The organism is Bacillus sp. 522_BSPC (genome assembly GCF_001076885.1).
GTDB lineage: Bacteria > Bacillota > Bacilli > Bacillales > Cytobacillaceae > Niallia > Niallia hominis.
The window spans coordinates 1-18753 of record NZ_JVDT01000268.1 but is presented as its reverse complement, the minus strand read 5'-3'; the positions used below and the strand labels follow the sequence as shown (position 1 = coordinate 18753).

General features: G+C 35.9%; 19 protein-coding genes and 1 riboswitch. Of the genes, 2 read left to right on the top strand and 17 right to left on the bottom strand.

The features are described 5' to 3' along the window. The 3 genes from tnpA to ADJ83_RS22710 form a co-directional block, all read right to left on the bottom strand. Window positions 1-391 (bottom strand): IS200/IS605 family transposase (gene tnpA, locus ADJ83_RS22720; RefSeq protein WP_048717347.1); only part of this gene is annotated, 391 nt, incomplete at its 3' end. Window positions 392-586: 195 nt separating this feature from the next. Beyond that, the gene (locus ADJ83_RS22715; protein ID WP_048719157.1) at window positions 587-1402 is read right to left on the bottom strand and encodes an ABC transporter permease; all 816 of its coding nucleotides are present in this window, start codon (window positions 1400-1402) and stop codon (window positions 587-589) included. Further along, window positions 1399-2403, bottom strand: a complete 1005-nt coding sequence (locus tag ADJ83_RS22710) for a daunorubicin resistance protein DrrA family ABC transporter ATP-binding protein (protein WP_031535491.1) — start codon at window positions 2401-2403, stop codon at window positions 1399-1401. Before ADJ83_RS22710 ends, ADJ83_RS22715 begins: the two co-directional genes overlap by 4 nt. A 487-nt stretch (window positions 2404-2890) precedes the next feature. Between ADJ83_RS22710 and ADJ83_RS22705 the strand changes: the two genes are divergently transcribed. Both ADJ83_RS22705 and ADJ83_RS25950 read left to right on the top strand, forming a co-directional pair. Next, window positions 2891-3961 carry a diguanylate cyclase domain-containing protein gene (locus tag ADJ83_RS22705; RefSeq protein ID WP_048719155.1) on the top strand — a complete coding sequence of 357 codons (1071 nt, stop codon included), beginning with the start codon at window positions 2891-2893 and terminating at the stop codon, window positions 3959-3961. 415 nt (window positions 3962-4376) lie between these two features. Beyond that, window positions 4377-4550, top strand: coding sequence for a hypothetical protein (locus ADJ83_RS25950; protein WP_192840970.1), 174 nt, complete (start codon window positions 4377-4379; stop codon window positions 4548-4550). Between the two features lie 84 nt (window positions 4551-4634). On the opposite strand, the gene ADJ83_RS22695 is transcribed toward ADJ83_RS25950, so the two are convergent. The 14 genes from ADJ83_RS22695 to istA form a co-directional block, all read right to left on the bottom strand. Next, on the bottom strand, window positions 4635-4976 hold the full coding sequence (locus ADJ83_RS22695) for a zinc ribbon domain-containing protein YjdM (protein WP_048719152.1): 342 nt from the start codon (window positions 4974-4976) through the stop codon (window positions 4635-4637). A 239-nt stretch (window positions 4977-5215) separates the two neighbouring features. Then, complete coding sequence (locus ADJ83_RS22690) at window positions 5216-6667, bottom strand: DEAD/DEAH box helicase (protein ID WP_048719151.1); 1452 nt, start codon at window positions 6665-6667, stop codon at window positions 5216-5218. A gap of 129 nt (window positions 6668-6796) precedes the next feature. Next, window positions 6797-6988, bottom strand: coding sequence for a hypothetical protein (locus ADJ83_RS22685; RefSeq protein WP_048719149.1), 192 nt, complete (start codon window positions 6986-6988; stop codon window positions 6797-6799). 274 nt (window positions 6989-7262) lie between these two features. Continuing rightward, the gene (locus tag ADJ83_RS22680; protein ID WP_031535507.1) at window positions 7263-8009 is read right to left on the bottom strand and encodes an amino acid ABC transporter ATP-binding protein; all 747 of its coding nucleotides are present in this window, start codon (window positions 8007-8009) and stop codon (window positions 7263-7265) included. 19 nt (window positions 8010-8028) lie between these two features. Continuing rightward, on the bottom strand, window positions 8029-8772 hold the full coding sequence (locus ADJ83_RS22675; RefSeq protein WP_048719147.1) for an amino acid ABC transporter permease: 744 nt from the start codon (window positions 8770-8772) through the stop codon (window positions 8029-8031). 63 nt (window positions 8773-8835) lie between these two features. Beyond that, window positions 8836-9672 carry a transporter substrate-binding domain-containing protein gene (locus ADJ83_RS22670; protein ID WP_048719145.1) on the bottom strand — a complete coding sequence of 279 codons (837 nt, stop codon included), beginning with the start codon at window positions 9670-9672 and terminating at the stop codon, window positions 8836-8838. A 107-nt stretch (window positions 9673-9779) separates the two neighbouring features. After that, window positions 9780-9960, bottom strand: a riboswitch (Lysine riboswitch). Between the two features lie 175 nt (window positions 9961-10135). Continuing rightward, window positions 10136-10243, bottom strand: a complete 108-nt coding sequence (locus ADJ83_RS25110; protein ID WP_081836551.1) for a methionine/alanine import family NSS transporter small subunit — start codon at window positions 10241-10243, stop codon at window positions 10136-10138. Window position 10244: 1 nt separating this feature from the next. Further along, window positions 10245-11747 (bottom strand): sodium-dependent transporter, encoded by a 1503-nt coding sequence (locus tag ADJ83_RS22665; protein WP_048719143.1) that lies wholly within the window; start codon window positions 11745-11747, stop codon window positions 10245-10247. Window positions 11748-12213: 466 nt separating this feature from the next. Continuing rightward, window positions 12214-12825, bottom strand: coding sequence for a hypothetical protein (locus ADJ83_RS22660; protein ID WP_048719141.1), 612 nt, complete (start codon window positions 12823-12825; stop codon window positions 12214-12216). 12 nt (window positions 12826-12837) lie between these two features. Then, window positions 12838-14007 (bottom strand): ParM/StbA family protein, encoded by a 1170-nt coding sequence (locus ADJ83_RS22655; RefSeq protein WP_031535512.1) that lies wholly within the window; start codon window positions 14005-14007, stop codon window positions 12838-12840. Between the two features lie 528 nt (window positions 14008-14535). Next, complete coding sequence (locus ADJ83_RS22650) at window positions 14536-15375, bottom strand: aldo/keto reductase (protein ID WP_082169303.1); 840 nt, start codon at window positions 15373-15375, stop codon at window positions 14536-14538. 28 nt (window positions 15376-15403) lie between these two features. Further along, a complete protein-coding gene (locus tag ADJ83_RS22645) occupies window positions 15404-16255 on the bottom strand; it encodes an NAD-dependent epimerase/dehydratase family protein (RefSeq protein WP_048719139.1) in 852 nt (283 codons plus the stop codon). Between the two features lie 363 nt (window positions 16256-16618). After that, complete coding sequence (istB, locus tag ADJ83_RS22640; protein WP_048717505.1) at window positions 16619-17380, bottom strand: IS21-like element helper ATPase IstB; 762 nt, start codon at window positions 17378-17380, stop codon at window positions 16619-16621. Then, complete coding sequence (gene istA, locus ADJ83_RS22635) at window positions 17380-18663, bottom strand: IS21 family transposase (protein ID WP_048717507.1); 1284 nt, start codon at window positions 18661-18663, stop codon at window positions 17380-17382. Before istA ends, istB begins: the two co-directional genes overlap by 1 nt. Between the last annotated feature and the right edge of the window lie 90 nt (window positions 18664-18753).

Genomic DNA, 18753 nt, shown 5'->3' with positions numbered 1-18753 from the left:
TTTGATTACGTATATATTCTTCTATTACCTTTTTGTTTCTTCCTACCGTATCTACATAATATCCTGTACACCAAAATTTTCGATTTCCATATTTATATTTCAGTTGTGCATGTCGATCAAATATCATCAAGCTACTTTTTCCTTTTAGATATCCTACAAATGCTGATACACTTAATTTTGGCGGAATACTCACTAACATATGTACGTGATCCTTACACGCTGTTGCTTCTATTATCTCCACGCCTTTCCTCTCACACAAGGTACGTAAGATTTGTCCAATATCTTTCTTTATTTTCCCGTAAATTATTTGTCTTCTATATTTTGGTGCAAATACTATGTGATACTTACAATTCCAAGTTGTGTGTGCTAAACTATTATTGTCTTTTGACATAAGGACTTCCTCCTGGCTATTTATTTTCGGTTGGCGAACCAAAAATATTTTAGCACCTTGAGGAAGTTTTTTTAATACCACGCTGTAAGCTTTTTGGAACCCTAGGCATAGCCCAGGGTTTTCTTTTCTATAATAAGGAGAACCGCCAAATTATTGACCGTTCTTCTTTCATTATTCTATTATTTTATCTAAAACTCATGCACGACGCATATAAGCACGTACAGTCATTGGAGCAAAGATAGCTACTATTACCGCCGCTCCAATAATGGAGATGGTGAAATCCCAGCCAATTGTCCCCGTGTTCGTTAAATCCCTTACTGCTGTAACCAAGTGAGAGATTGGATTAATCTTTACAAATAATTGAAGAAAATGAGGCATGGTATCAGCTGGAACAAAGGCATTGGAAAGAAACGTCACCGGAAATAACACAATCATGGAAATTCCTTGTACACTAGAAGCCGTTCGCGAAATAACGCCTAAGAAAGCAAAAATCCAGCTAATTGCCCATGAACAAACAATCACAAGAAGTCCTGCTAAGATAACAAAACCGATACCAGCTTCTGGTCGATATCCCATTATATATCCCATTGTAAACGTAAGGGTTGTGGCAATCGTATAACGAATCGTATCAGCAAGCAATGCTCCCGCCAAAGGCGCAATTCTGGCAATCGGCAGAGACTTAAATCGATCGAATACCCCTTTATCCATGTCCTCCCTCAGCTGAACTCCTGTCACAACAGATGTTGTAATAACCGTTTGAACGAGAATACCGGGAATAATGACCGGTAAATAGTTTTGTACATTGCCAGAAATCGCCCCTCCAAAAATATACGTAAACATAAGTGTAAAAAGAATCGGCTGTAAAGTTACATCAAATAACTGCTCAGGCGTACGCTTTATCTTAAGTAAACCTCTGTAGGCCATTGTTAATGAATTTCTAACCGCCTGACGAAAACTTGAGTTTCCCCGGAGCTTTCTTTCACGAATTGGTTTCATTGTAGTGCTACTCATGCTAATTCCTCCAATTTACTAGCTTTATTTGCAGTATTTTCTTTTGAACCAGTGATAGTAAGAAAAACCTCATCTAATGTTGGTTTTTGCACGCTAAGCTCAGCTAATGAAATACCAGCCTCTTTTAGCGTGATAAGTAAATCTGTTACTTTATCAGCATCTGCCATAGGTGCTGTAATTTTTCCGCCTTCTGCTGATACAGCTGATTGGACCTTAAGCACACGCTCCACGATTAAGCGAGCCTCCTGCATATATTGCTCATCTTGAATACTTAAATGTAAGGACGATGTACCGATAGATTCCTTCAGATCATTAACAGTTCCTTCTGCAACCACTTTACCATGGTCAATGACCGCAACTCGATCAGCAAGTTCATCTGCCTCTTGCAGGTATTGTGTGGTCAGTAATACGGTTGATCCTCCCTTTACTAATTTCCGGATTGTCTCCCACATTTGATTGCGTGTTCGTGGATCGAGTCCAGTAGTTGGTTCGTCTAAAAAGATAAGCGGGGGTTGTGCAATAAGACTCGCAGCTAAATCAAGTCGTCTTCGCATTCCACCTGAGAAATTTTTCAATGGACGTTTGGCTGCCTCCGTTAGGCCAAACTCTTCTAGTAATTCCATCGCTTTACGCTTTGATTCTGCACGTCCTAAACCTAATAGACGAGAAAAAATAATTAAATTTTCTGTCGCGCTTAGTGACTCATCAACAGAAGCATACTGACCTGTTACACCAATCAATTGGCGAACTTGCTGTGGCTCCTTTCCTATATCGTATCCAAAGATCTTTGCAGAACCTGCATCTGCCTTTAGCAACGTTGCGAGCATTCGAATTGTAGTTGTTTTCCCCGCACCATTAGGACCAAGCACACCATAAATAGAACCTGTGCGAACCTGTAAATCCACTCCATCAACGGCACGGTTATCACCAAATACCTTTACGAGCCCATTGGCTTCCACAGCCCATTCCCTGCTATCTATAAGCTTTTTATTATTAGTCATCTGATTCAAAGTAAATCCTCCTCTATTCATCTTATGAAGTGATAATAAATTACAAATATGAACTAAATATGAACTGGAATGCAGAGGACGTGTTGAAGCAATGAAAGAAGTCTTTTTTTGAGTAAAAAAAGGAGAAGGCATAGTGGGAAGGTGACATCAGAATCGTTATGTTAACTGTAAAAATTTATAAGAGCTTACACGCGGCTCAGAGCCCATTCCAGTGTGATATAGAAGCAAATACTGCATCTAGTCGCTACTCCAGTAATCTGTAAATTTAAATATTTCAGTGTTCCCTAAAGGTAATCGAAATAAATAGTGTAAAATATGGATTAGTGGTCGAAATAAGAATAGAAATTCCATATGGAAACAAGGTGAGAATATGAATATAAATAGAACAATATTAGTAATAATCCTATCTATTTTAATGACAGTCTTAAATTTAACGTTTTTTAAACAAAAGCAAATAATATGAATAGGAATTATTATAGTGTTTTTACTTTTACTATGGACAATGAGGAGTCGAACAATTGAGCTAACTAAGCAAAGTCAGATCCTCAAAGAATCTCTAAAAAAGCGCGAGGAAAGAGAGAAAGAATTATCGAATACTATTCAAGACTATGTGCGGTTACTTCATTCACTAGAAGGCTCTATTTATTCTGTTGATATTCAAAATGGACTAATAAATTTCTCAAAGGATTTAGAAAAGATTTTCGGAAAAACTATTAACAATGAGCTAAAGTATCCCTTTGATTATAAACAATATGTTCACCCGGAAGAATTTACAAAAATCTTAGAATTTGAACATAAAGTGTTGAAAGGACATCCTAGTAAGGTCGAATATCGGGTCATTCAAGACGAGAGCCATGTAAAATGGGTCGTTCAAAAAGCTATTCCTATTATCGATAAAAACGGTACTGTTTCAAAAATAAATGGTCATTTAATAGATATAACAGACAGAAAGACGCTAGAATTGAACCTCAAACAAATGGCGTATAATGATGACCTTACTGATTTACCAAATCGAAAAGCCCTCGACCGCCATATTGAAAAAACATTTGCTCGGTCAAAAAGACATGGGCATTGTTTTGGCATTATGTTTATCGATTTGGACGGGTTTAAAAATGTGAATGATACGTTAGGGCATGACGCAGGAGATCAATTGCTTATCGAAGTAGCTTCAAGACTCCAAGATAATTTAAGAGAAGAGGATGTTATAAGCAGAATTGATGGAGATGAATTCATTGTTATCGTAGAAGAATCATCAAAAAATGAATTAGAAAATATTGCAGACCGGATTATCCAAAGTAGTTCGCAACCATATTCCATAAACAAAGCGGAAGCCAAAGTTTCTGTTAGCGTTGGTATAAGTCTCTATCCGAATGACGGTGAAACGAAAGAAATACTTCTTGAAAATGCGGATAGAGCAATGTACTATGCGAAAAACAATGGAAAAAATCGCTTTAAGTTCTATACACCTGATTTAATGAACATTGATCCTCCAAAAGAAGGATTTATCGAAAAATGGCGGAATACATTGCATAATTCTTTATTTAATTAAAAGAAATAGGAATTAAAACGCTTTTGTACTAGGCTAACTAGACATGCAAAAATATGAAGATATAAATATGCTAATTTAAGATGAACCCAAACAATTATACGAAGATACCAACGAAGGATTCGGCTAATTGTTTGGGCTTTTTTATATTTGTAATTTATGATTATACATATAGTCATATGTTAAAACTAATTTATTCCAACCACTCGTTTTTCCTCTTGTACTCCTTAAGGACAGTCATCCCACCGTACTTTAATACACTGGAAAACTTTAAGCGATTAAAAGGCATTATTCGTTTATTCATCCAATTTAGAGAAAGCAAAGCCCAATTGCTTAAAGGTGTAGAGGATTCTGAAGCATCCCCCCCTCAAAACCCAGAACGCGCAGTCCCTTACACGATCAATTGCATCAGCAATTTGTGAACCTATTTAATGAAATGAACAGCACTTCAAAAAAACCTGACACCAATGTCTTTAAAGCAGATATTTTATTAGCCGCTCTAAAAAGTGATTCCTATTTATTTCAACGAGAGGTTCGTGGATATTCACCAGAAGATATTGCAGAAGCACTTTATGAAATGTTCGTTCTATAAGCTGCAAAAAGACGGTTCTACTGGAGAACAATATTAATTGTCCTCCAGTAGAACCGTCCCTTTGACTGCCTTGATCTTAAACGCCTATATTTTCTTTACAAATTCCGATTTTAATTTCATTGCTCCAAATCCAGCAATTTTACAATCAATATCATGATCACCGTCTACCAAGCGAATATTTTTCACCTTTGTTCCTTGCTTTAAAACAGAGGAACTGCCTTTTATCTTCAGATCCTTGATTACCGTAACTGTATCTCCGTCGTTCAAAACATTTCCATTTGCATCTTTGATCACTCTATTATCACCGTCTGTTTCCAAATCAGTGTTTGACGTCCACTCATATCCGCATTCTGGACAAACCAAAAATGTCCCATCATCATATGTATATTCCGAATGACATTTCGGACAATTAAGCAAATTGCTCATTATTTTATTTCCTCCACCGCTTGAAATTGTACTAAAGTAGTATTATATCAAAAACAGTGGAGCAGTAGAATGAACCTCCATACAATCATTCATTCAAATAAGGTCTTTCTTGCTTATGATGTTCTTTTAAAAATTCCAAAGATAGCTAATTTTGTAGTTGATGCTATATATGGGAAAGGTAATTACAATAATCCCAAAGGAACTATACGAAAGATTCGTAACCAATAGTAACTAATCATTTATCCGTTCTTATTAGCCTCATATACCTTCAACAGCTTTCCTTTTATGGTTGTTTTCTTCATTTTATTCAGTACGATAGGCCCTTTATTATTTAAAATTTCAACATAAGAATGTGTATCCATTATTGTAATGATCCCAATATCCTCTGCTGTTACTCCGTCTATTTTAGCAATGGTACCCACAAAATCTACTGCTCGGAGCTTCTTTTTCTTACCACCATTAAAGTATAGCTTCATAATATGCTTGTTTAGTTTTTCATTTTTTGCTTTTTTAATGGTTGGCTCCACGTTCTTCTTTGCCTCAAAGTCTGCTTTATTTGCAGAAACCTCTTCTTTGGAAGGTGCTGCTAAAGTTGGAATTTCAAAACCGATATATTCTTCAATCTCTTTTAAAAACTTATCTTCAAATGGAGTAACAAATGTGATAGCTTTCCCTTTTTTCCCTGCCCGACCTGTTCGTCCAGTACGATGTACATAGCTTTCCTTTTCTAAAGGAAGGTCATAATTAATAACATGGGTGATACTATCAATATCAATACCTCTTGCCGCTACGTCTGTTGCGATTAAATAGCGGAACTCTCCCCTTTTGAAATCATTCATTACTTCAAGTCTGTCTTCCTGGACCATACCACCATGAATTTGATCACAGCTGTACCCTAAATCTAACAACTGCTCACATAATGTATCTACTCTATCCTTTGTTCGGCAAAAAATGATACAGCTATCAGGATTTTCCACAATCGTTATATCTTGAAGAATAGAGAATTTGTCCTTTTCCTCTACTTTCAGAAGCGAATGATCAATTTTATCTGTTGTGAGTCCCGTTGCCTTTATTTCTATATCAATAGGTGTCTTCATATAGCGAAGAGATAGGTCCTTAACCGCCTCAGGTAGTGTAGCTGAGAATAGCATTGTCACTCGATTCTTTGGTAATGCCTTTATAATAGCCTCCACTTGTTCAATAAAGCCCATGTTCAGCATTTCATCTGCTTCATCTATGACAAGGTAGTTTATTTGATTTAAAGTCAACGTACCTCTCTCTATATGATCTAATACACGTCCTGGTGTTCCTACCACTACATGTGTTTTTTGCTTTAATTCTGTTTTTTGAATGGCAAAAGGCTGTTTTCCATAAATAGCCGCTGCTTTTATTCGTTTAAATCTTCCTATATCAATAAAGTCATCTTTTACTTGAACGGCAAGCTCTCTTGTTGGTGTCAAAATTAACGCCTGAGGCTTATTTTCTTCCCACTCTATTAATTCACAAATTGGAATCCCATAAGATGCTGTCTTCCCACTTCCTGTTTGGGATTTCACTACAAGATCTATTTTCTCTAACACAAGAGGAATCACCTTCCTCTGTACTTCTGTTGGAATTTGATAGTCTAAACTATCTAGAGCCTTTACTATTTGATTACTTAAATTAAAATCATGAAAACCTTTTTCACTCATCACAAAGCCTCTTTTTTTATTTATTCTTTATATTATTTCCGTAACATTCATTCTCTTATACAAACTTCTATTATACGCTATCTTTTCTTGGCAAATGTACAATCCTTTATAAAACAGTCTAAAAAAGACCTACCCTTTTGGTAAGTCTAATGCTTGATATGCGGATTGATACTTTCCGCCTGCTGCTACTTCTGAATGATACAATGCTCTTATAGCCGAACTTTTATCAAGGTCATGTTCATCAATCAAATCCTTTAAGCTTATCTGTAAGTCCTTATTATCTTTGGTTAACTTTTTCATTTGTGATTTCATGTATTTCATAAGATATCTATCCTTCCTAGAGCACAGCTTGCACTTCACTCTATTATGACATAGAATCCTCAAATATTAAAAACATCTTTAACTTATGCTAAGGTTCACCAATCTTATGCTCCATTTTGCCTGTATTAGGGCGCTTTAGGTGCATATTCCCATTTCACCAATTTTTTCTAATAGAAAAAGATGACCTCTACACTGGCAGAGATCATCTTCTATGACTAAAACTCACTTATTTGGTTGCGGATTATCTTCCTCATTCTCTAGCTATAGCTATAAGTTAGGATGGTTGCGTTACTAAAGTGCGCTTTAAGAATTCTCTCGTACGTATTTGTGTCGGGTTATGGAAAATTTGATCTGGACTTCCTTCTTCTGCAATAACTCCTTTGTCCATAAAGATAACCCGATCAGATACTTCCTTCGCAAATTCCATTTCATGTGTTACGATGATCATCGTTTGACCGGAATTGGCGAGGTCCTTCATGACTTTTAGTACTTCTCCCACCATTTCTGGATCAAGAGCGGAAGTAGGCTCATCAAACAACATGACATCTGGACTCATCGATAGGGCTCTCGCAATTGCAACACGCTGCTTTTGACCACCAGATAGCTGTTTTGGCTTTGCATTAATATATTTATCCATTCCCACAACTTTTAAATAATGCATGGCCATCTTTTCTGCTTCTTCTTTGGATCGTTTCAACACCTTTACTTGTCCCACCACACAATTTTTAAGGACATTGTGATTATTAAACAAATTAAATTGTTGAAATACCATACCAAGATGTTTGCGATAATCTGCGACATTATGATTGCTATCCAATATATTTGCACCATGGTAAAATATTTGCCCGCCACTTGCTTTTTCTAATAAATTTATACAACGAAGAAGCGTTGATTTACCAGATCCAGAGGAACCAATGATGGAAACAACTTCCCCTTTATTTACGGAGAAATTAATGTCTCTAAGTACTTCATGTGTTCCATAGGATTTGTTCAGATGCTGTATATCAATGATTTGTTCCATCGTTCTTCACCTTCTTCCATTATTTTTTATCTAATTCTAACTGTGCATCATTTCCGATGATCGTGTAATTATTCGATCCATCTAACTTTTTCTCCATATATAGCAATATTCTCGTAACAATAAAGGTCATTACAAAATAAATCATACAAGCTACGAAAAACGATTCAAAATATCTAAAGTTATTTCCTGAAATGGATTTTGTAACAAAATATAATTCCGTAACAGAAATTACGTTTAATACAGATGTATCTTTAATATTAATAACAAATTGGTTTCCTGTTGCTGGTAGGATATTTCGAATAACCTGTGGTAACACTACATTCCACATTGTTTGTAGATGATTCATGCCAATTGCATGAGCCGCTTCAAACTGGCCCTTATCAACGGAAACAATCCCACCACGAACAATTTCCGCCATATATGCTCCTGTATTAATGGATACAACAATAATAGCTGCAGTGAGCACATCCATATTTAAACCAAAAGCTAGCGCGGAACCATAAAAGATAACCATCGCTTGGACGATCATCGGTGTTCCGCGGAAGAATTCAATATAGATAGACAAGATGATATTAATTACTTTTAATATAACTTTTTTTACTACTCGTTCCGGGGTCGGGATAGTGCGAATAACCCCTGCAACCAATCCGATTGCTGCTCCAATAATAGTTCCGATTAACGCAATCAAAAGCGTTACACCAGCACCACGAAGAAACATCGGCCAGTTCTCTGAAATTATTTTAATGATCCACTCAAAACTCATCTTTTCTCCTCACTTACTTGATAAAACCGTCTGTATAAAGGCTACAGTCGGTTTTATCCTTTTTTATTCTGCTGCAGGTTGATTTTTAATAGCATTATCCATCATGCTTGTACGTTCTTCTTCTGGAATATCTGCTAAAATTTTGTTAATCTTCTCTGTTAAGTCACTGCCCTTTTGAAGACCAACAGCGGTAGTTGTCTCCTCTTCTGACGTTTTGAATCCATCCTTAAATTCAACCATTACAAACTTATCATTTGCAGTGGAAGCACTAATCCCTTCTGGACGTTCAGATACATATCCATCAATAACTCCTGACTCCAGTGCTACTCTCATAGCGGGGAAGTTATCCATTGCCGTCTTTTTTTCTACACTATTAATTTGATCAATAACAGAATAATGGAATGTATTTAACTGTGCCGTAATTTTTGCTCCTTTAAAATCCTGGATAGACGTAGCATTTTCAAACTCACTACCTTTTTTTACTACCATTACTAAATTGGATGTATAGTAGTTACCTGAAAAATCTATTGTTTCTTTACGCTCTGCAGTCGGTGACATCCCTGCGATGATGGCATCAATTTTTCCTGAAACTAATCCTGGTACTAAGCCATCCCACTCTGTTTTTACAATCACTAATTCTTTTCCTAAACCTTCTGCCACTTTTTTAGCAATCTCTACATCATAGCCTCCAGCATATTCTGAAGACCCTTCAATTTTCACCGCACCATTAGAATCATCATTTTGCGTCCAGTTAAACGGAGCATAACCTGCCTCCATCCCTACTTTAAATGTATTATCATCATTCGATCCAGAAGCTGAATCGCTGCTTGTCCCACATCCAGCTAATAAAAGCATTGCGGATAATATTAAAACTAAAAATAATGTTAACTTGTTTCTCATGATGTCTTTCCCCCTGTTTTCCTATTAATCTACTAAAACAAAAAAAGACCTGAGATAAACTCAGGTCGTAGTATATGCGATAGCCCTAAAGTCCTCTCTTTTATCCCAAATGAGATAGCACAACTCAATAAACTAGGTGTTTATTGAGACAGTCCTGCAGCTCTTAACTACAGACCCAGCATGTAATATGGAGAATATTACAAACTTCGGCGACATTTCCTTCTCCCTAGCATCAAAGCTCCTCAAACTCCACTAAAGACTGTTAAATATCGCGCCTCTACCTCACTGTAAAAAAAAGTGAGGTCTTATTCAATTAGTTTTTATAGTAACGTATTTTGTCGATATTCGTCAACTTGTTTTTTGTTATCCATTATTTATTTTGAATTTTTAGTGAACTTTTCCTCTTTTTCAACCAATAAAAAGGGATCAACCATATCGTTATGGCCAATCCCTTTTAAAATTATTATTTAGCTTTCTTAGAAACTCTTACGACATTAAAGATACTGGCTGCTAAGCCGCCCCATAGGATAACCATTCCAACTACCATCATGGTGATCGCACTAGCTGACATATTAAACAACCTCCTTATTCTTGTCTAGAGCATTAGATTTCCACTTTTTAAAGGATAGAAGAACCCCAATAATGATGCTCAAAGCGACTACTAACACACCTGCATACAAAATTAATGTTGTTGGATATCCTTCATAATTCTCCTTTAAATTCTGATGAATGTTGTCAACCATCATATAACCAAGAACAAGAGGTGTTACAATACTTAAACAGAACTTCCACCAAGCACCAATACGTATATCAGAAATAGCATTCGAATGAGTCTGTAGTCCATTTAATCCTCTAAAGAACCAAGCAATTAAGATGACTTCTACTAATCCTGCCGTAACAATTCCAAAGTTATTTATAAAGTAGTCAACTACATCAAGTAAATATAAACCGCCATTTGTTGCAAAAAGCAAGGAGATTACTGTTGCCACTAGCCCGCTTGTTAGTACCGCTTTTGTTCGTGATACATTAAACTTCTCTTGAACTCCTGCGATGAAGGTTTCTACGATAGAAATAAGCGATGTCATACCTGCAAAAACAAGAGAAAGGAAGAATAATACCCCAAATAGACCATTCATTCCAGGGAATTCATTGATGATGCTAGGGAAGACTACAAATGCTAGTCCAATCCCACTACTTACTACATCTTCAACAGCAACGCCTTGTTGATTTGCCATAAAGCCGAGTGCAGCAAATACACCAATACCTGCCAATAATTCAAAGCCAGAATTTGCAAATGCAGTAATGAATGCATTATTATTTATATCCGACTTTTTCGGTAGATAACTTGAATAAGTAATCATGATTGCAAATCCAATCGATAAAGAGAAGAATATTTGCCCATATGCTGCAATCCAAACCTTTCCGTCAAGAATCATTTCCCAGTTTGGTTTGAAAAATGCGTTTAATCCTTGTGTCGCTCCATCAAGAGTTAAAGCACGAATTACGATTACTAAAAACATAACAATCAGGATAGGAAGGAATATTTTATTTAATCTTTCAATCCCTTTTGAAACTCCACGATATAAAACAAAGAGAGCCACTGCCCACACACAAAGTACTGGAATAACAATACCAGGAACTAATCCGCCTATTGTGCCAGGTTGATCCGCTATCTTTAATACACTACCAAAAAAGAAGCTTTCAGGGTCTGAACCCCATTGCGTACCAAATGAATAAATTGTAAATTTTATCGCCCATGCGACAATAACTGCATAATAAGTACAGATGACAAAGGCAATTAATAACTGCCACCAACCAAGCCATTCTGCTTTTTTATTTAAACGGAACAGCGATAATGGTGCTGATCCACGAAATTTCTGACCGATTGTAAACTCTAAAATTAATATTGGAATCCCTGCTGTTATGATTGCAAATAAATAAGGTAAGAAAAAGGCTCCTCCTCCGTTTGCATAAGCAATTGCTGGAAACCTCCAGATATTCCCTAAACCAACAGCAGATCCGACAGCTGCCAAGATAAAGCCATACCGTGATCCCCATTGTTGACGTTGTTCCATAAGATGACCTCCGATTAATCACTGTTTTAGAAACATTCAGATAATTTTTCACATTCTATTAATATAGCGTCTGTTTTTTGAAATGTCAAACTATTTATTGGTTTTTTTGTCGAATTTTTGTTTTTTCTTTTCTATCACTTGTTTTGCTTTTCTCCGTACAAAGAAACTTGTATCCCCTAACCGTTATACATCCCTTAGCATATAAATCTAAGGAAATTTTAAAATAAATATAGTAACTGAAAAAGCCTATTTTGGAAGCATTTGTGCCCAAACAAAAAACCAAAAAACATTGAATTCAAGCGTTTTTTGGTTTTTAATCTTTCTGGTTTTAGTTAACGAACTATTTTTTGAATAGACATTTTAGAATATGCTGCTAAATCATTTCAGAAAATGCATGGAATTACACACTTTATCCATCTTCGACAAATTTCGAGAATTCCCTGTGCATCCTAACTTTCAACCTACACTACTTGTTCATGGAATGAAGAAAGTCTCCTAATAAACTATCTAAATCTTCATTTTCACTGTCTTCTGGTTCCTTTTCCGCTTCTGCTTCTATTGATTGATTATGTGTTGCTTTATCCCAATCAAAATTGTCTAAATCATCCATGCTATCTATCTCTTCGATAACAGCTGTTTCTTCCGTTGCATGCAAATAGTCATCCGCTTCCGCTACTTTCTCCCGTTCATTTGTGCTTTCTTCTTGCAAATACAAGGCCTCGTCTATATCTAAAGAATTACTATTTAAAGATGCTAGCAAAGCTGTTGAACGAACTGGATCTTTTAAAAGCTGGTATATAATCGCACCTAACAACGCCTCAGAATGCTCGTGCTTCAACCAATCTCGCTGTGATTTGCTTAATTTATGGGGAAGAGGAATTGTAATTGTTTCTCTTTCCTTTGAAAAGGACTGACCAACCCCTTGTAGCACATACTCAGCTATTTTACTTGAAAAATTTCTTCTTTCGACTTCCTTAAGCTTTTGTAAATGATTTAAAAGATGATCAGGAATATCAGAAGGGACACGAAATGAAATAGCTTGTCCTCGCTTAATTCCCTTTGAACTAGAGCTTTTCATATCATCACCCTATTAATTTTTCACAGGTTCTTGTGGTGGATTAGGCTTCTCTGTCTTTCTTACAAAATCAGTAATGAGCTTATAATAAGCATTTGCCATCATCCAAATGCTCTCTTTCTCATCTTCAAAGAATTCAATGTTATAGCCATCTAAATTATTATTTAATGTTTTAATGTATTCTTTTAGTACATTTGCTCCTCCACCAACAAAATAACAGATTTCTGTCTGAGAATTCTTCTGCCATACGTTACGTAATAATCGATATTGTTTTTTCGCTAGTTCAAGTAAGATACGATCCGTAATGTCATGAACACTTGTCCGGCTTCCCTTAACCATAATATGGTTTCTGTCATTTTTTCGCGTGATAATTTCCACTACATCACGTCGACTGTCTAATTCAATGCCGTGTTTGGATCGAATTTCTTCTCTTATAGACTCTAGTGATTCCGATACACCAAGATTAAATCCTTGCGCTTTATCATCATCGACATTTCGATTTTTTATAACCGCGATATCTGTAGATAAACCACCTATATCCTGAATAATTATTCTTTTATCAATTAAATCTTTATTAATAATTTTCAACTGATTATCCATGACAAGATTGATATAGGCTGCAAATCCTTCAGGATAAATTTTCACTTCATTAAATTTAATATTTACTTTCAACCCTTGGTATTTAGGGGTCACAAGAAATTCCACTTGATGGACAGAACCAACTAATTTAGATCGATATCCAGCGTCCTTACCTTCCTTTACTTCTCTTAGAGGGAGCCCTGTTCCAAGCGTATAGTTTGCGTCAATGACATTTTTCATTCGTGGGAAAGAATTCGAATTCTTCTCATTGACTGCATCTAAAGCCAATGTAGCAAAAAGCATCACTAATGTTTGATCTTCCTCCGATTTAGCACTGCCTGGATCTAATTCGGTTGCACTGCTACTCTTTGTTGCTAAATGGCCAACACGATAGATAGCATTATTTTCTTTTAATGCAGGGGAGTGAACCTTAATATGTATTCCTTCGAGAGGATTCTTGTTATCTAATTCTTCTATTCCTATTACAGGACGATCTTCTGTATCTCTTGCCACAATATTAGGAATATTCAATTCGTACTCTACTTCTCCAAAGATTGCCTTAATGGAGTCATTACCAACATCTACAGCCGCAATTCTAGAGCTCATCTTTTCATCATTCCTTTTCTTTTTATTGGATACTCTGTTTTCTAAATCTCCTATTTCTTATTTAAGGCTATAAGAGATTGCTAGATTAAATCAATTGATTTACCAAAAAAAACACTTAATTGTAAACATCTCGTAAACTAAGAGTATTTGTAGACATTTTCGTAATCTTTGAATACAAATGTGTATACATTAGGTAAATACAGTATGTTTACACATTTGTTTACGCGTAAACGACTTTGTATACGTATTGTTTACTTTTTGTATACTTGTAATTGTTTACGTAAACAATTCTTTTCCAAGGAAATTACTGTCTAGGCTTTTAAACATTGTTCGGGGATTTCCTTTATCTTGATATCATCTCCTAAGAAAAAGGAGTCAATTTTATTAGTTCAGATTATTCTTCTGTGTCCTGAATATTAGAGTTGGTATTTTGATAAAAACAGCACCTCTCTATCAATGGAGGATGCTGTTTTTTTGTATTATTCGGTTGCCCTTTTTATTACTACTAGAGAATATTTAATACTAAACTTATACTTTATAAAAAGTATCAGGATCAGCAAACATCCTTTGGTCCTGATTTAGTGCACTGATTTTATCCATGTCCTCTTCTGAAAGTTCAAAATCAAAGACATCCTTATTTTCAGCAATGCGATGGGGCTTAACCGACTTTGGAATCGTCACTACTCCTGTTTGTATGTCCCAGCGGATAATAATTTGCGCTGGTGATTTATTGTATTTTTTTGCAAGTTCAACCAAAATTGGTTCCTCAAGCAGACCACCCTGCATTAATGGAGACCAAGCTTCAAGCTGGATGCCGTGCTTTTTGCAAAAATCATGCAATTCTCGTTGATTAAATCTGGGATGATATTCTACCTGGTTGACCATCGGCACAATTTCACTGTTTGCGATTATTTCTTCAAGATGATGAACCTTAAAATTACTTACCCCAATTGCCCGGACACGTCCATCCTTATAAAGCTGCTCAAGTGCTTTCCATGTGTCTAAAAATTTTCCTTGTGAGGGAAGTGGCCAGTGAATTAAATACAGATCTAGATAATCGAGCCCCAATTTCTTCATGCTTACGTCAAAAGCCGCTAATGTTGCTTCATATCCTTGGTCAGCATTCCAAACTTTTGTTGTAATAAATAGTTCCTCACGAGGAACATTTGATTCAGCAATGGCTTTGCCTACACCCTCTTCGTTTTTATAAGCAGCAGCAGTATCGATGCTTCGGTAGCCCACTTCAAGAGCAGCTTTAACTGAATTTACAACTTCTTCTCCATCCTTTACTAGAAAAACGCCTAAACCTAACCATGGCATCTCAACACCGTTATGCAAAGTAGTAGTACTTTTAAGATTAGAAATCATCTATTATCTCTCCTTATTAAAATAGTCATTACATTTTTTCGTAATCTCTCCACTTATGAACAGGCTGCCAATTTAATAATTTCTTCGCCTTTTCATTGTTTAATAATGGCGCAAATCCAGATATATCTTTACGAAAATCCTTTACAGTTGGAAAGCATGTTTCCATTAACTGTTTACTTTCTATATCCATACTTGTTTCATCCGCCCCGATATTAAGGGCAACTGACCCAAGTCCATCTGTCTCAATTGCCAATCGGTAGGCACTCGCAGCATCTCGTGTATCAATATAACTCCACAGAATCGTTTTTCGCTGTTCTGGATCATGGATAAATTCAGGGAAATTTTCGTACTTTTCAGGGGAGATAACATTTCCTAAACGAAAAGATACGACCTGCATCCCTGTTCTACGATGAATCATATCCGCTGTTTTTTCATTAACAATCTTGGATAAACCATAGCTATCTTCCGGCAATTGTGGGTGATCTTCATCTATTGGCACATATTGTGGTGTTAAATTTTGCTTTGAAAAACAAATACCATAGGAGGACTCACTTGAAGAGATTACCGCTTTTTTAATCCCTAAATTCCCTGCTGCTTCTAAAATGTTATATGTAGATATAACGTTGTTTTCAAAGGTCACTTCATTTGGATGGGAATATGCAACCGGAATCGCTGCAAGATGGACAACCGCATCTGCATCAGCTAATACCCCATATACTTCACCAAGATTTGTTAAATCTGTTATTACTGTTCTGCAGAGCGCTTCTTTTGGATACTGCCTATCCACATTAAGAACTTCATAACCATGATTGATAAACTCTTTTATGACATCTCGGCCAAGTAGACCACTTCCACCTGTAATGACAACCTTTTTCTTCATTTTCTCTCCTCCGTATCTACTTAATAGAAAAATACTTTTGTAGTTCCTAAAAGAAATTTGTGTTTTACCTATACTTTGTTTATCGTGTAAACTAAGTGTAGGTAAAGCGCTTCCATTTTTTCAAATAATACCTTTTATGCTGACCAAAAAAGTTGAAGGAAATGGTTAAGACTGGAAGCCAGCCATGGGCTGAAGGCCACGAATAGTAAATGGGGGGAGTACAGGTTCGGACGAGCTATGAATATCCCTCTTCTCTTATACTAATTAACCACTAAAGGCTTGGGGAATTAGGAAAAAATAGTTTAATAAGTATAAATGTCAACACAAATATGTACAATTTTGCTTGCGTAAGGATGTACAAAATCACTCGTTTTCTTGCGTTAAATGAGCCTTTAATCGATAAGAATCACCTACAATGGTTACGACAGTTGCGTGATGTAAAATACGATCTAAAATCGCATTCGCTAGTTTAGTCTCTTGAAAAATTGTATCCCACTCTTTGAAATTTACATTTGTAGTGAGAATCGTACTTTTCTTTTCGTATCTCATGTCAATGAGCTGAAAAAAGAGCTTCGCATCTTCCGCATCTATTGGCAAGTAACCAATTTCATCTACGATTAAAAGCTTGTACTTGGCATAATGCTTTAAACGACTTTCTAAACGGTTTTCCAACCGTGCTTTCTTCAAATTCTGGATTAAATCATGGCACTTAATAAAATAAGTACTAGTTCGTTTCTTCGCTGCGGCAATTCCGATTGAAGTGGCCAAATGGGTCTTTCCAACACCACTTGTACCCAAGAAAACGATATTTTCATTCTCCTCTATAAAACGGAGCGTTAAAAAATCTAAGATTTGTTGTCGGTTAATGGAGGGTTGAAAATCAAAATCGAAATCAGTTATTTCTTTACGATGTGGGAATGCACCTACTTTCACCATTGCCTGTGTCATATTTTGCTCTCGGACATCAATTTCATAGTTCGTTAATTTAATCAAAGTATCATTAAAGGACAATTGATTATTTACACTAAAGTCTATGACTTCATTTAAATGTAACGTCATTTGCTTAAGCCCCAGATACTCTAGATTCTTTAATAATTGCTGATGATTTGTTGTTACTTGATTCATTATTTATACACTTCTCCAATCGCTGCTAAGTTCTTTTTCGCTAACTCATCAATATTAGGATAGTTAGGCATAGAAACCCCTAGTGATTCCTGATAGTGGGTTTCTTGATAATTTAATTTCTTCCCACTTAAGGGATGTTGTGCGATGAGCTCCGTGTTATAATAAACCCATATTTGATCATCATACACTTGTAGTCCAACTCTCTTTCCTTGGTATTTTGCTGGTACCGAGTATTGATTCGATTTGTAAGAAATCATGTTGGAGGCATTCACCTTTACAAGCTTATGATTGATTCGATAGAAATCTCTTACTTGGACAGTTGGTAGCTGGTGTAAGAGGTTCTTTTCTTTTTTAAATTCTAATACTGGTATCTTGCCAGTCCCCTGATGTACCTCATGATTGACTCGATTACATAAATCCTGTACAAATCGGTGTAATTCTTCTAAGGTCAGTTGACCTTGATAAGCATGAATTTCATCTAATAGTTTCATCGTTGTTTCTACTTTTCCTTTTGTACGTGGTCTGCCTGCTACACAAGGTTTTACTTTAAAACCAAAGTCGTTAGCGAATTGTGCAAACTTATTATTCACTTTTCCGCTAGAAAATTCTGTTCTAGCTTCATCCATAACTGTTTTCATATTGTCCGTAATTATCTCTGAAGGAACACCACCAAGTGCTTCAAATGTTTCCGTTAAAAACGAAAACAATGTACTTTGTGATTTAGAGATACTTAGATGGAACGTGCGGAACCTTGAATAAGAAAGAACAAGAACGGCCACATTCACTTCTACCTGTTGACCATCCTTAGTATCAAATAGAATACTTTCTTTCCAATCTAGTTGTGCTTGTTTACCTGGTGCTGTTTCAAAACGAGCTGCCCCTTTGGGGGAGGCAATCTTTTTGTCCTCATCAAAATAAGCTTTAAATTCTGGTATTCTAGCTATATACGCCCTAAATGTAGAAGCCGAACAATCAAGACCATGATTATCTTTTAAATATTGCCAAAGCACCCTCCGATAATAAAACTTCTGTTTCGAATCCTCCGATAAAAGTGCGGCTATAATTTCATAATATTCATCAAGCATAGATGCCTTTTTCCTTGTACGTTTTGGAATAAACCCATTGAGATATTTATCGATTGTTCTACGATCTACCCCTAATTCCCTAGCTAATTCACTTTTATTAATTTTCATCTTTAACTGCTCCATTACTTGTTTGAATTTTCCTAAATCTGAAAGACTCTTAATCTCAAAATCTGTTTCAATATTTAACTTTATGTACATACTAATCACCCAATATTAGTATGTAATTCATAATCAATTTTGTACATCTTTATTCAAGCACGTTTGTACATATTTAAATTATCATTTCTA

Bases quoted from the DNA above. Each gene is read 5' to 3' on its own strand.
- istB (WP_048717505.1), bottom strand. From the start codon at position 17,380: ATGAATCAAGTAACAACAAATCATCAGCAATTATTAAAGAATCTAGAG.
- ADJ83_RS22710 (WP_031535491.1), bottom strand. From the start codon at position 2,403: ATGACTAATAATAAAAAGCTTATAGATAGCAGGGAATGGGCTGTGGAA.
- ADJ83_RS22660 (WP_048719141.1), bottom strand. From the start codon at position 12,825: ATGAAAAGCTCTAGTTCAAAGGGAATTAAGCGAGGACAAGCTATTTCA.
- ADJ83_RS22655 (WP_031535512.1), bottom strand. From the start codon at position 14,007: ATGAGCTCTAGAATTGCGGCTGTAGATGTTGGTAATGACTCCATTAAG.
- istA (WP_048717507.1), bottom strand. From the start codon at position 18,663: ATGTACATAAAGTTAAATATTGAAACAGATTTTGAGATTAAGAGTCTT.
- ADJ83_RS22670 (WP_048719145.1), bottom strand. From the start codon at position 9,672: ATGAGAAACAAGTTAACATTATTTTTAGTTTTAATATTATCCGCAATG.
- ADJ83_RS22715 (WP_048719157.1), bottom strand. From the start codon at position 1,402: ATGAGTAGCACTACAATGAAACCAATTCGTGAAAGAAAGCTCCGGGGA.
- ADJ83_RS22645 (WP_048719139.1), bottom strand. From the start codon at position 16,255: ATGAAGAAAAAGGTTGTCATTACAGGTGGAAGTGGTCTACTTGGCCGA.
- ADJ83_RS25110 (WP_081836551.1), bottom strand. From the start codon at position 10,243: ATGTCAGCTAGTGCGATCACCATGATGGTAGTTGGAATGGTTATCCTA.
- ADJ83_RS22690 (WP_048719151.1), bottom strand. From the start codon at position 6,667: ATGAGTGAAAAAGGTTTTCATGATTTTAATTTAAGTAATCAAATAGTA.
- ADJ83_RS22685 (WP_048719149.1), bottom strand. From the start codon at position 6,988: ATGAAATACATGAAATCACAAATGAAAAAGTTAACCAAAGATAATAAG.
- ADJ83_RS22675 (WP_048719147.1), bottom strand. From the start codon at position 8,772: ATGAGTTTTGAGTGGATCATTAAAATAATTTCAGAGAACTGGCCGATG.
- ADJ83_RS22650 (WP_082169303.1), bottom strand. From the start codon at position 15,375: ATGATTTCTAATCTTAAAAGTACTACTACTTTGCATAACGGTGTTGAG.
- ADJ83_RS22695 (WP_048719152.1), bottom strand. From the start codon at position 4,976: ATGAGCAATTTGCTTAATTGTCCGAAATGTCATTCGGAATATACATAT.
- ADJ83_RS22680 (WP_031535507.1), bottom strand. From the start codon at position 8,009: ATGGAACAAATCATTGATATACAGCATCTGAACAAATCCTATGGAACA.
- ADJ83_RS22665 (WP_048719143.1), bottom strand. From the start codon at position 11,747: ATGGAACAACGTCAACAATGGGGATCACGGTATGGCTTTATCTTGGCA.